8 protein-coding genes are annotated in these 12,958 nt (G+C 71.6%); 3 read left to right on the forward strand and 5 right to left on the reverse strand.

What is annotated here, in order from left to right; all coding sequences use genetic code 11:
- Nucleotides 1-5: 5 nt before the first annotated feature.
- Nucleotides 6-1,148 (forward strand): DNA replication/repair protein RecF, encoded by a 1,143-nt coding sequence (gene recF, locus INE98_RS07865; RefSeq protein WP_293537977.1) that lies wholly within the window; start codon nt 6-8, stop codon nt 1,146-1,148.
- Nucleotides 1,145-3,592, forward strand: a complete 2,448-nt coding sequence (gene gyrB, locus INE98_RS07870; RefSeq protein WP_293537979.1) for a DNA topoisomerase (ATP-hydrolyzing) subunit B — start codon at nt 1,145-1,147, stop codon at nt 3,590-3,592. Before recF ends, gyrB begins: the two co-directional genes overlap by 4 nt.
- Here the strand turns inward: gyrB and INE98_RS07875 are convergent, their stop codons facing one another.
- The 3 genes from INE98_RS07875 to INE98_RS07885 are packed head-to-tail and all read right to left on the reverse strand — an operon-like array spanning nt 3,593 to nt 7,019.
- Nucleotides 3,593-4,843, reverse strand: coding sequence for a DUF3526 domain-containing protein (locus tag INE98_RS07875; RefSeq protein WP_293537981.1), 1,251 nt, complete (start codon nt 4,841-4,843; stop codon nt 3,593-3,595).
- Nucleotides 4,843-6,291 carry a DUF3526 domain-containing protein gene (locus INE98_RS07880; RefSeq protein WP_293537982.1) on the reverse strand — a complete coding sequence of 483 codons (1,449 nt, stop codon included), beginning with the start codon at nt 6,289-6,291 and terminating at the stop codon, nt 4,843-4,845. The genes INE98_RS07875 and INE98_RS07880 overlap by 1 nt, the downstream gene beginning before the upstream one ends.
- Nucleotides 6,288-7,019 carry an ABC transporter ATP-binding protein gene (locus INE98_RS07885; RefSeq protein ID WP_293537984.1) on the reverse strand — a complete coding sequence of 244 codons (732 nt, stop codon included), beginning with the start codon at nt 7,017-7,019 and terminating at the stop codon, nt 6,288-6,290. The genes INE98_RS07880 and INE98_RS07885 overlap by 4 nt, the downstream gene beginning before the upstream one ends.
- A 117-nt stretch (nt 7,020-7,136) precedes the next feature.
- Between INE98_RS07885 and INE98_RS07890 the strand changes: the two genes are divergently transcribed.
- A complete protein-coding gene (locus INE98_RS07890; protein WP_293537986.1) occupies nt 7,137-9,266 on the forward strand; it encodes a TonB-dependent receptor in 2,130 nt (709 codons plus the stop codon).
- Nucleotides 9,267-9,269: 3 nt separating this feature from the next.
- Here INE98_RS07890 and recQ read toward each other — a convergent pair whose 3' ends face one another.
- Both recQ and INE98_RS07900 read right to left on the reverse strand, forming a co-directional pair.
- Complete coding sequence (recQ, locus tag INE98_RS07895) at nt 9,270-11,114, reverse strand: DNA helicase RecQ (RefSeq protein ID WP_293537987.1); 1,845 nt, start codon at nt 11,112-11,114, stop codon at nt 9,270-9,272.
- Nucleotides 11,115-11,172: 58 nt separating this feature from the next.
- The gene (locus tag INE98_RS07900; RefSeq protein WP_293537988.1) at nt 11,173-12,924 is read right to left on the reverse strand and encodes an amidohydrolase family protein; all 1,752 of its coding nucleotides are present in this window, start codon (nt 12,922-12,924) and stop codon (nt 11,173-11,175) included.
- Nucleotides 12,925-12,958: the final 34 nt, after the last annotated feature.

Here is a 12,958-nt window from a genome sequence, read left to right on the forward strand (position 1 = left end):
GGCCCGTGCGCTCGGTCCTCACACGCCTGTCCCTCACCGACTTCCGCTCCTATGCGCGGGCGGACATCCCGCTGGACGGGCGAACCGTTGTGCTCACGGGACCGAACGGCGCCGGCAAGACCAACATCCTCGAGGCCGTCTCCCTCCTGTCGCCGGGCCGCGGCCTTCGCAACGCCGCCCTGCCGGAGATCGGCCGGCGGTCTCCGGAAGAGTCCACGGGTCGCGCCTGGGCCGTGTCCGTCCGGCTCGAGGTGAACGGCGAGCCGGTCCAGCTGGGCGTCGGCGTCGAGACGCCCGCCTCGGCCCGCCGGGCGGCCCGCCTGGAGGGCGAGGCCGTTTCGCCGGCCCGTTTCACCGACCTCATCCGTCCGGCCTGGCTGACCCCGGCCCAGGACAGGCTCTTTCTCGAGGCGGCGGGCGAGCGCCGGAGATTTCTGGACCGTCTCGTCTATGCCGCGGAACCCGACCACGCCGCCCGCGCCCAGGCCTATGAGAAGGCCCTGCGCGAGCGCCTGCGCCTGCTCACCGACGGTCCCGCGGATCCGGTCTGGCTCGACGCACTGGAGACGCGCCTGGCCCAGAGCGGCGCCCGGCTGGCGGAGGCCCGGGCCCGCACCCTCTCCGCCCTCCAGGCCGAGATCGACGGCCGCGGGGACAGGCCCTTCCCCCAGGCCCGCCTCGCACCCCTTGGCGAGTGGGAACGCCGGGCTGCAGGCGGCGAGACCGGCCGGGCCCTCGAGCAGGCCCTCCTCGCCGCCTTCGCCGCCGCCCGGGGCCGCGACGCCGCCGCCGGCCGGTCCCTGACCGGGCCGCACCGGGGCGACCTGTCGGTGATCCACGCCGAGCACGGACGGCCGGCGGCCGAATGTTCCACGGGCGAGCAGAAGGCCCTGGTCCTGAACCTGGTTCTGGCCCAGGCGGCGCGTCTTTCCCGTGCCGAATCAGCGCCGGCGCCTGTACTGTTGCTGGATGAAGTCGCAGCGCATCTGGACCGCCGCCGGCGGGCCGCTCTGTTCGACGAAATCGAGGCGCTCGGGCTTCAGGCCTTCCTGACCGGCACGGACGATCTCCTCTTCGAAGAGCTTGCGGGCCGCGCCCTCAGGCTCCGGGTCGAGGGCTCCCTGCTGGCTGTTGCGGACACCCCATGACCGACGAATTCCAGACCCCCGCCGAACCCGCCTCCGAAACGCCGGAGGAAGCCGCCGCCGCCTATGGCGCGGAGTCCATCAAGGTCCTGAAGGGCCTGGACGCCGTCCGCAAGCGGCCGGGCATGTACATCGGCGACACCGATGACGGCTCGGGCCTGCACCACATGGTCTACGAAGTCGTGGACAACGCCATCGACGAGGCGCTTGCGGGGCACGCGACGCGGGTCGAGGTCATCCTCAACGCCGACGGCTCCTGCACCGTCACCGATGACGGTCGGGGCATCCCCACCGACATCCACGAGGGCGAGGGCGTCTCGGCCGCCGAGGTCATCATGACCCAGCTGCACGCCGGCGGGAAATTCGACCAGAACGCCTACAAGGTTTCAGGCGGCCTGCACGGCGTCGGCGTGTCCGTCGTCAACGCCCTCTCGGACTGGCTGAAGCTGACGGTTCACCGGGGCGGCAAGGCCCACGAGATGATGTTCCGCCGCGGCGATGCGGTCTCTCCCCTCGCCGTGACGGGCGCCTCCCCCCTGCGGGAGTCCGGCGAGCCCCTGACCGGCACCGAGGTCACCTTCCTGCCCTCCCGGGACACCTTCGCCTTCATCGACTTCGACCGGCGGACGCTGGAGCACCGCCTGCGCGAGCTCGCCTTCCTGAATTCAGGGGTTCACATCCGCCTGCGGGACAACCGCGAGGCCGAGCCCTGGGAAGAGATCCTGCACTATGACGGCGGGGTCGAGGCCTTTGTGCGCCATCTCGACAAGGCCAAGTCCCCCCTGATGAAGGCGCCCATCGTCGTGCGCGGCCGGCGCGACACCGTCGAGCTGGACCTCGCCCTGTGGTGGAACGACGGTTATCACGAGAACGTCCTCTGCTTCACGAACAACATCCCGCAGAGGGATGGGGGCACCCACCTGGCGGCCTTCCGCTCCGCCCTGACCCGGATCATCTCCGGCTATGCCGAAACCAGCGGTGCGGCCAAGCGCGAGAAGGTCAGCCTGTCCGGCGAGGACGCCCGGGAGGGCTTGACCTGCGTGCTCTCGGTCAAGGTGCCGGACCCCAAGTTTTCCTCCCAGACCAAGGACAAGCTGGTCTCCTCCGAGGTCCGCCCCGCCGTCGAGGGCCTGGTGGGCGAGGGTCTCGCCACCTGGTTCGAGGAGCATCCCGCCGAGGGGCGGATGATCGTCCAGAAGATCGCCGAGGCCGCCGCCGCCCGCGAGGCGGCGCGCAAGGCCCGGGAGCTGACCCGGCGCAAGTCCGCCCTCGACATCACCTCCCTGCCCGGCAAGCTCGCCGACTGCCAGGAGAAGGATCCGGCCAAGTCCGAGATCTTCCTCGTCGAGGGCGATTCCGCCGGCGGTTCGGCCAAGCAGGCGCGCAACCGCGAGAACCAGGCCGTCCTGCCCCTGCGCGGCAAGATCCTGAATGTCGAGCGGGCCCGGTTCGACCGGATGCTGGGCTCCGACCAGATCGGCACCCTGATCACCGCCCTCGGCGCCGGCATCGGGCGCGACGACTTCAACATCGAGAAGATCCGCTACCACAAGATCGTCATCATGACGGACGCCGACGTCGACGGCGCCCATATCCGGACCCTGCTGCTGACCTTCTTCTACCGGCAGATGCCCGAGGTGATCGAGCGCGGCTATCTCTACATCGCCCAGCCGCCCCTCTACAAAGCGGCCAAGGGGCGGTCCTCGCGCTATCTGAAGGACGACGCCGAGCTGGAGGTCTACCTCACCGAAGAGGGCGTCGACGGGGCGACCCTGGACCTCGCCTCCGGTGAGCGCCTCGCCGGCCAGGACCTCCTGAACCTCGTCCAGGCCTCCCGGGCGGCCCGGGCCAATATCGAGCGCCTCACCGCCCGGGCGCCGGCCTTCGCCATCGAGCAGGCGGCCCTGGCCGGCCTGTTCGGCGAGGACGGGGATCCGGCCGCCGCCGCCCGCCGCCTCGACCTCTACGCCGAGGAGGGCGACGGTCCCTGGTCCGGAGAGGTCGCGCCCGCCGGCGGCTTCGCCTTCTCCCGGCGTCGCCGGGGCGTGACGGAGCGCGTGGTTCTCGACGACCTCCTGATGGGCGCCGCCGACGCCCGCCGGCTGGCCGAGCGCGCCCAGGCCCTGGCCGAGCCCTTCTCCGGTCCCGCCGTCTTCACCCGACGGGACCGCACGACCCGGGTCCGCGGACCCCTCGACCTGACCGCCGCCATCATGGAGGCCGGACGGCGGGGCCTGACCATCCAGCGCTACAAGGGCCTTGGAGAGATGAACCCCGAGCAGCTGTGGGAAACCACCCTCGACGCCGAGGCCCGCACCCTGCTCCAGGTCCGCGTCGCCCACGCCGACGACGCCGACGACATGTTCACCCGCCTGATGGGCGACCTGGTCGAGCCGCGTCGCGAGTTCATCCAGGACAACGCCCTCGACGCCGAGGTCGACGTCTGATCAGCCGTCTTCCGCCCAGCGGGGGGCTTTGGCGAAGTCACCCTCGCGGAACGGCGTCTCGTTGAAGATGTAGGGGTAGTAGAACCGCCGGAGCCGCTCGTGGAAGGCCCGGATACGGTCCTGGTAGGCGAGCTGGGCCGCAAGGTCCGTTTCCGCCATCCGGTGCAGAGTGGTCTGGAGTCCCACGGCCGGGAGGAACCATCCCGCCCTCGCGGTCCAGGCGTCCCGCGCCTCGAGACCGCGGCGATAGGCGGCGACCTGGTCTGCGACGCTCAGGTCCCCGAGGTGCTGGAAGGCGTAGTACCACTTCCAGTGGAATCCCGTGAGGACCGGCGGCGTGTCCCGCCACTCCGGGTGTGCGGCGAAGAAGGCGTTGAGGGTGGCGTCCTTGGGCTTGTCCCAGCCGGCGTGGACAGCCTCGCGCTGCGCAAGGGTGAGCTCCACCCCCTGTCGGACGGGAATGGTGGAGTTGATCAGAAGGTGCGCCAGGGCGGGCAGGACCAGGGTCAGGGCGACCCAGGTCGCCGCCAGCAGGGCTCCGTTCGCCACCGAGCTCCGTCCCAGGGCGCCCACGCCAAGGCAGACCAGGGCCCAGAAGGCGAGATAGAGCGCCGTCGCCCCCAGGGCCGCGAGGCTGACCCCGGCGGCGGCCCCCGAGATCCAGGCGCCCGCTGCAAAAGGCGCCCCCAGGGCGACGAAGGCCAGGCCGAGGCGAAGTCCAGCGCGGCGCAGCCAGAGACCGGTGGACCCGCCCGCCGCCTGCAGGGCCTGGAGCCGGCCGGCCTCCCGCTCGCCCGAGACCAGGTCGTGCAGGAGAACGATCAGGATCAGCGGGGCCAGGAAGGTCGCGACGAAGGCCCAGTCGAACCGGCCGGACAGGGCCAGTTCGGCGTTGTAGGCCTCGCCCTCGTGGATCTGGCTCTCGAGCGCCAGGGCGCGGACCCGCAGCACATAGGGCGCCACGTCTCGCTGCCCCAGGGCGGCGAAGGCGAGAGCGGCGGGCGGGTCCCATGTCGCGTGGAAGGTGTAGTAGGCGGCGTTTCCGGCGTCGCCCTCCCGGGAGACCCAGGCCGACACCGCTTTCTCCTCCTCCGCCTGAAGCGGCTGAATCCGGGCGATGGTCTCCGTCTGGCGGCGAACCTCCCACAACCCGGTCGCGACGCTCACCGTCGACAGGAGCGCCAGCAGCACCAGGGTTGGAACCGCAAGTCTCTGCCGGAGGAAGAGGCGAAGCTCCTGTCCGAGGCGCATCACCCCGCCCCCCGTGCCAGCCGCCGGCCCGCGCCCCAGGCGAGGCTGCCGGCGAGTCCCGCCCAGAGGCCCAGAAGGGCGAGGCCGGGAAGGGCGGCCGTCAGGGCCTCGGCCGTCGAGGCCGGCCGATAGACGAAGTCAGGCGTCCGCCGCCATGCGCCCGGGTCAATCCGGACCCTGCGACCGGCCTCCGGATCCCGGTTGCGGTTGGTGTCGTCGGAGAAGGTCAACGCCTCCGCCTGAAGGCGATTCAACCCCTGGACGATGGTGTAGCGATAGGCTTCGGCCTGCTGCAGAAAGCGGCGATGCCCCTCCAGGTCCGTCCCCGAGGCGGCCATCGACAGGCTTCGCACCGCCAGGGTCGGGCTGGCGAGGCCCAGAATCAGCGCCATCCTTGACTGCTCTCGCTGGCCGGCGAACTGCCGTTCGGCATAGCGGTCGAAGAGGGCCGAGGTCAGACGCTCTCCCTCCATGGCGATGAGGCCCCGGTAGTTCACCGGGAGGTCCTCGACGCGCGAGACGCCATAGGATTTCAGGACCGACGCCCGGAAGGCGTTGAAGTGGGGATCGTCGGGGTTATGGCTGTCTCCGATCTTCTTCAGGTCCCGCTGGATGGCGATGTCCGTCTCCAGCCGGCTGGCCTGGGGCATGGCCGCCAGGGCGATGTCGGTCGCCAGGCGCGGCGCGAGGATCGCGGAAACGGCCCATCCTGCGACCAGCAGGGCCAGGGCGCTGCGGCTGCTCGGCGCCAGGGCGGACACCGACGTCGTGATCAGCACCCAGACCAGGAGATAGACGGCGTACCCACCCGCCAGCATCGCGACGGCGGGCGCCGGTGCGCCGCCGAACAGGGCGAGCCAGACCAGGGCGATGAGAGCCGGCGCCAGGATGAGACCGGCCACGGCGGCCAGGGCGACGACCTTGCCGGCCAGGACCTGGCGGGCGCCGACTCCCTGGGCGAGGTGCAGTCTGAGGAGGCCGGACTCCCTCTCCCGGGCCAGGGCCCCGAAGCCGATGAAGATCAGGACCAGCGGACCCAGCGCCTGGATGACGAAGGCCGGGGTCAGCTGGCCGAAGCGGACCAGGAGGGAAGACTGGCGCACATCCCCGAAGTTGGCGCTGTTCTGCCTGTGGCCCTCCAGGAACAGGGTGGAGCCGGTGAAGGCGTCGACGCCGGGGTCGAAGCCCGCCAGGGCGGGCAGGGGACGGAAGACGAAATGCCCGTAGTGCACCATCCGGTGCGGATGGCGGGCCGGTTGCCCGTCGAATTCGCGGTCCGCCTGGGCCTGGAAACGGCTCCGGATCTCCTGGCTTTCCCGGCCCTGGGAGATGGCGGTCAGGGCGGCGACGGCGGACAGGGCGACCACAAGGGCGACGGCGATCTGAGCCACCCGGGTCCGGGCCAGCAGGCGCAGCTCATTGGCTGCGATGCGCAGGACCGGGCTCATCCCGTCGCCGCCTCGCCGAGGCGGCGATGCAGTCCCAGAAGATCCACCTCGCCCCGGGGCCGGGCCTCCTCCACGATGACGCCGCCCGCCAGAAGACCGATGCGGTCGGCGCAGTCTGCGGCGCCCAGGAGGTCATGGGTCACCATGAGGATCGCCGTCCCCCGCTCCCGCAAGCCGGACACCAGGCGATTGAAATCCGCTGCGGCGACGGGGTCGAGCCCGGTCGTCGGTTCATCGAGAAGCAGGACCGGCGCTTCACGCAGGAGGGCCATGGCGATGGCGACCTTCTGTCTCATGCCCTTTGAGAACCCTGCGGTTCGCCGGGTCCGCGCCTCGGCCTGGAGGCCTGCGGCGTCGAGGGCGGCGTCCATCTCCGACCGGGTCGGCCGGGCCCCGGAGAGCCCCAGGAAGTAGGCGATGTTCTCATAGGCGGAGAGGGTCTCGTAGAGGGCGACCGTTTCCGGGAGGTACCCGATCCGTCCCCGGACCGCCGCGGCCTCGCTCGCCGTATCGAGGCCTGTGACCCGAGCCGTTCCGGATGTCGGCCTCAGGAAGCCCATGAGAACGGCCAGGGTGGTCGACTTGCCGGCGCCGTTCCCGCCCAGCAGGGCGTAGACCTCCCCTGGATTCACGGTCAGCTGCAGGTTCTTCAGGACCTGGGCTCCGCCCCTGTTCACGCACAGGTCGCGGATCTCGATGGCGGGGGAGGAGGAGCAGGGGGCCGGCATGTCAGTCTGTTCTCCCGCGGTCGGCGCCCTGTCAATGCTGATATAACATTGCATTGACATGGCGAACGCCACGGTTATGAGGCTCGACGCTATACTGTAACACCCATGGGGCCTCAGGTGAACTCAACGTCCAGGTCGATCCTCCTCCTCTCGGCGAGCCTCGCCTGCCTGTCCGGTCCGGCCCTTGCGGAAGTCGCCAGCAGCGTCTCCGAGGTCGTGGTGACCGGGCAGAGACAGGCCTATCGGGGCCTCTTCACGCCGGCCGAGACCCCCCAGAGCCTCGCCGTCATCTCGCAGCGCACCCTGCAGGACAACAACATCACCGGCCTGACGGAGGCCCTCGACCTCAACGCGGGGATCGCCCGGCAGAACAACTTTGGCGGTCTGTGGGACTCCTACGCCGTCCGGGGCTTCGCAGGGGACGAAAACCTGCCCAGCGGCTACCTGGTGAACGGCTTCAACGGCGGTCGCGGATTCGGCGGTCCCCGTGACGTGTCCGGCGTCGAGCGGATCGAGATTCTCAAGGGGCCGAACGCTGCGCTCTTCGGTCGCGGAGAGCCCGGCGGGACGGTGAACATCGTCACTCGCAAGGCCCGTTTCGGAGAGAGCGGAGGCGACTTCAGCGCCAGCCTCGGGGCGTTCAACGCCCGCCGGGCGGATGCAGACGTGAACCTGGCGGCGGGAGATGTCGTCGGCGCCCGGTTGATCGGCTTCTACGAGGAGGCCGAGAGCTTCCGGCGGACGGTCAGCACCGAGCGCTACGGTTTCCTTCCCTCCTTCGGGTTCCGGCTGGGTGCGGACACGACCGTCACCTACGACCTCGAGATCACCCGTCAGAAGGCGCCCTTTGACCGCGGCGTCCCGGCCATCGGCGGCGTCCTCGGCAAGGTGGACCGCCGGACCTTCCTGGGCGAGCCCGGCGACGGGCCCGTCAAGGCCGACGCCACCGGCCAGCAGCTCGAGATCCAGCACGACTTCAGCCCCGCCTGGAGCCTGCTCCTGGGCGCGGGTTTCCGCACGACAAGCCTGTCCGGCTTCTCCACCGAGGCCGAGCTCGCCGCCTCCCGGCAAAAGCTGAACGTCGATGGCAAGTCCCTCTCCCGCCAGAGGCGTTTCCGGGACTACGAGGCCGACCACGCGGTCCTGAGGGGCGAGGTGTCCGGCGACTTCCAGGCCCTTGGCGTCAGGCACCGCCTCCTCGTCGGGGCAGACTTCGACCGGTTCGAGAACAGCCAGCTCTTCCTGCGGTTCCGCCCGGCGGCGGTGAGCGGCAATCCCTCGGACCAGGCCGCCAATGTCATTGATGTCTTCGCCCCGGTCTATGGCCGGTTCCCGTTGCCGACCCCCGGTCCGCAGACGAACCGGCTGGACGTCCAGGAGGCTGCCGGCCTCTACATCCAGGACCAGATCAGCCTTTCGGACGCCCTGCAGATCCGGCTCGGCGTCCGCTATGACGATTTCTCGCTGGAGAGCCTCAACCGGGCGACAGGCGTGTCCCAGAACCGGTCGGAGAGCCGCCTCAGCCCGCAGGTCGGGCTGGTCTGGACCGCGACGCCGTCCCTCTCGCTGTTCGCGGCCTATGGCGAGGGCTTCCGCGCCAATATCGGCGCGACGGCGAAGGGCGAAGTCTTTGACCCCGAGATCAGCCGGTCTTTCGAGGCGGGCCTGCGGTTCACCCTCCTGGAGGGCGACCTGTCCGGAACCCTCGCCTACTTCTCGATGCGCAAGAGCCAGGTTCTCGCCGCTGACCCGGCCAATCCGGGCTTCTCCCTGCCCATCGGCAAGGCCGGCAGCCAGGGGGTCGAGTTCGACCTGAACGGCCGCCTTCCCGGCGGGGTCGAGGCCCTATTCTCCTACGCCTATGTCGAGGCCGAGGCCCGGTCGGATGTCCTTGATCCCAACTTCTCCCTCCAGATCCGCAAGGGGGACCGGCTCATCAATGTGCCGCGCCACAGCCTGAACGCCCAGCTCGCCCGGGACTTCGATCTCGGGGAGACCGAGGTCCGTCTCGGCGCCGGCGTCCAGCATGTGGGCGAGCGGCTGGGCGAGACCGCGACGAAGTTCGAGCTGCCCGCCTACACCCTGGTCCGGCTGTTCGGCGCCTGGCGGGCCACGGACCGGGTGGAGGTCTTCGGGGAGGTGCAGAACCTCTTTGACGAGACCTATTACACCAACAGCTTCGCCACCCTGTGGGTCCAGCCGGGCGCGCCGCGGACCGGCTCGGTCGGGGTGCGCCTGCGCTTCTGAGCCTCAGTCCACCGGGGTCCCGGCCACCAGGGCCAGGACGGCGGGGCCGTAGCGGGCGAGCTTGGTCTCGCCGACGCCGCTGACCCGGGACAGGGCTGCAGAATCGGCCGGTCGGACCGTCGCGATCTCCGCCAGGGTGCGGTCGCTGAAGATGACATAGGGGGGCGCCTTCTGGCGCACCGCCTCGGCCCGGCGCCAGGCGCGCAGGGCGGAGAAGAGTTGCGGATCGCCCTCGAAATCGGTCCCGGGACCGTCGCGCCGGCGTCGTGCGGGCGTCGCGCCGGCGTCGCGGGACCCGTCGGGGTGACGCTGCGCCAGGCGTCCCTCCACCCGTCGCTCTCCTCGATAGACCGCGCGCACGGCGTCCGCGTCGCCCAGGGTGATGAGGGGCCGGCCCTCGTTCGGGTCCTCGCGCAGGAGGCCATCGAAGATCAGCTGGTCGATCAGGCCCCGCCAGGCGCCCGCCGGCAGCTCGGCGCCCACCCCGAAGGTGCTCAGACCCGCCTCGAAGGCCGAGGGCTCGCGGGTCTTGCCGAGGAGGTGCTCCACCAGACGGCCGCGGCCATACCGCCCGTTCAGCCGGTGAGCGGCGGACAGCACCTTCTGGGCCTGGAGGGTCAGGTCCGCGCCCTTCGGGGGATTCAAACAGTTGTCGCAGCGGCCGCAGTCCGCCACGCCCTCCTCGCCGAAATAGCGGCGGACCGCCGCCGTGCGGCAGGCGCCCCCGTCCAGCAGGGCGTAGAGCTGGCGCACCTTGCGCACCTGCACTGCGCGGACCTCGTCGGAGAGGGCCTGGCCGTCCAGCCGACGCAGGGCCCAGGCCATGTCCGAGGCGCCGTAGAGGGTGATCCCCTCGGCGGGCTCGCCGTCGCGCCCGGCGCGGCCCACCTCCTGCCAGTAGGCCTCGATGGAGGCGGGCGGGTCGGCGTGGATCACGTAGCGGACGTCCGGCTTGTCCACCCCCATGCCGAAGGCGATGGTGGCCACCATGACGGCGTCGTCGGCGGCCAGAAACCCCGCCAGGCGGCGCTCGCGCAGGTCGCGGTCCAGGCCGGCGTGGTAGGCCATGGCCGGCAGGCCGGCGGCGCAGAGCTCGGCGGCCAGGGCCTCGGTTCCGTCCCGGGAGCCGGCGTAGATCACCCCCGGCCGGTCGCGCCGCGCCTTGGCCAGCTCCAGCACCCGCTTGCGTCCCGTCCCGGCCTTGCGCTCGGCGGAGAGGGCCAGCTCCGGCCGGTCGAAGGAGGCGACGAACTCCCGGGCGGCGCCCAGGTGCAGGCCCTCGCGGATGTCCTGCCGGGTCCGGGCGTCGGCGGTGGCCGTCACCGCCAGCCGCGGGACCCCGGGGAAGACCTCGGCCAGGCGCCCCAGCAACCGGTATTCGGGGCGGAAGTCGTGGCCCCACTGGCTCACGCAGTGGGCCTCGTCGATGGCGATCACCGACAGGGGAACCTGGGACAGCCGCTCCAGCATCCAGGGCTGCAAGAGGCCCTCGGGCGAGACGTAGAGGAGGTCGAGGGTCCCGGCCTCGATCCGCGCCCAGGTGGCGGCGCGGTCTTCGGGCGCGGTGAGGGAGTCCAGCCGGGCGGCGGCGACCCCCGCCTGGACCAGGCCCGCCACCTGGTCGGCCATCAGGGCGATGAGGGGGCTGACCACCAGGCCGAGGCCGGGCCGCAGCAGGGCGGGGATCTGGTAGCAGACACTCTTGCCCCCGCCAGTGGGCAGGACGGCCAGGGCCGGACGACCGGCCATCACCTCGGCGATCACCGGCGCCTGCAGGCCCCGGAAGCCGGCGTGCCCGAAGACACGGCGCAGGACCTCCTGCGCCTCCTGTAGCGAATCGTCGGACATGCCCCTCTATCGCCCGCCCCGCTGCGGCTGCGAAGGGGCGGAAGGCGGCGCGCCGGGCCTATTCGGCGGCGAGGGCCGCCGGGGCGTCCTGGGCGCCGCGGACCAGCCGCCCGGGCAGGGCGCCGGTGGGCTCGCCGTCGCGGTAGGTGACCTGTCCGGCCACCAGGGTGGCGACATAGCCCCGCGCCCTCTGCAGGAGCCGCCGCCCGCCCGCCGGCAGGTCATAGCCCACCGTGGGCGGCTCCACCGCCAGACGGTCGAAGTCGATGACGTTGAGGTCGGCGCGCAGGCTGGGCGCCACCAGGCCCCGGTCCAGAAGGCCCACCGTCTCCGCCGTCGCCCGGGTCTGCAGGCGGACCATGTGTTCCAGGGGCAGGCGCGGACCCCGGGTCCGGTCCCGGGCCCAGAGGGTCAGGTTGGTGGTCGGGAAGCTGCCGTCACAGATCATGCCCACATGCGCGCCGCCGTCGGACAGGCCGGCCACGCAGTCGGGATGGCGCAGCATGTCATAGGCCGGGTCCAGCCCGCCGTCGGCGTAGTTCAGGAAGGGCAGGTAGAGCATGCCGCGCCCGCCGCGGGTCATCATGTGGTCCAGGGCCACGGCTTCGGGGGCGACGCCCCGGGCCCGGGCCAGGGCGCCGATGGAGTCCTCGCGTCTCGGCTCGTAGTCCGGCGTCTCGGCCATCAGGAACATGTTGTCCCAGTCCCGGGTCAGGCGCGAGGCGATGGCCGCGCCGCCCGGCGGGACCGCGTCGTCGAGGAGGGCGGCCCGGAAGGAGGCCTCCGCCAGCCGCGCCATGCGCTGCTCCAGGGGCAGGGCCGCCACCGACTTCCAGGCCTCGGTGTGGCTGAAGGGGTTGAGGGTCAGCTCGAAGCCCAGCAGCACGCCCACCCCCCGGCCGCAGACCTGGGCGCGCATGGGCAGGCCCTCGGCGGTCGCGGCGGACAGGGCGGCCAGCAGGTCGCGCCAGGCGTTGGGCGCCTTGGGGCCTTGCAGCAGGCTGAAGGACAGGGGCCGGCCCGAGGCCTCCACCAGCCGGCGCATCAGGCCGAACTCGGCCTTCGGGTCGGCGAAGTCGGAGACGAACTGCAGGACGCCGCGCCCGGCGGCCTTCAGCCCCAGGGCGATGCCCATCAGCTCGTCCTCGGCGGCGGTCAGGGTCGGCGTCGGCTGGCCGTCCGAGGTGCGGTGATTGAGGGTCCGCGAGGTGGAAAAGCCCAGGGCGCCGGCCTCCATGGCCCGCTTGGCCAGGGCCGACATGGCGGCGATGTCGGCGGGGCTGGCCGGCTCGCGGTTCGCGCCGCGCTCGCCCATGACAAAGACCCGCAGGGCCGCGTGCGGCAGCTGGGCGCCGACGTCGAGGTCGTAGGCCCGGCCGGACAGGGACTGGAGATAGTCGGGATAGCTCTCCCAGTTCCAGGGCAGGCCCTCGGCCAGGACCGGGTGGGGAATGTCCTCCACCCCCTCCATCAGCCGGATCAGCCGGTCGTGGTCCTCGGGCCGGCAGGGGGCGAAGCCGACCCCGCAATTGCCCATGACGGCGGTGGTCACACCGTGCCATGCGGAGGGGGTGAGGTGGTGGTCCCAGGTGACCTGGCCGTCATAGTGGGTGTGGATGTCGACGAAGCCGGGGGTGACGATCCTGCCCCGCGCGTCGATCTCCTCGGCGCCTGACCCGCTGACGGCGCCGACAGCGGCGATCCGCCCGTCCTTCACCGCCACGTCGGCCTCGCGCCCCGGCGCCCCGGAGCCGTCGATCACCGTCCCGCCGCGGACCACCAGGTCGTAGGCGCGTTCCCGTCCGGCCATGACATCTCCTCCGTCGCGGTCCCCGCCGCGTGAG

It is taken from the genome of Phenylobacterium sp. (genome assembly GCF_020253645.1).
Classification (GTDB): Bacteria; Pseudomonadota; Alphaproteobacteria; order Caulobacterales; family Caulobacteraceae; genus Phenylobacterium.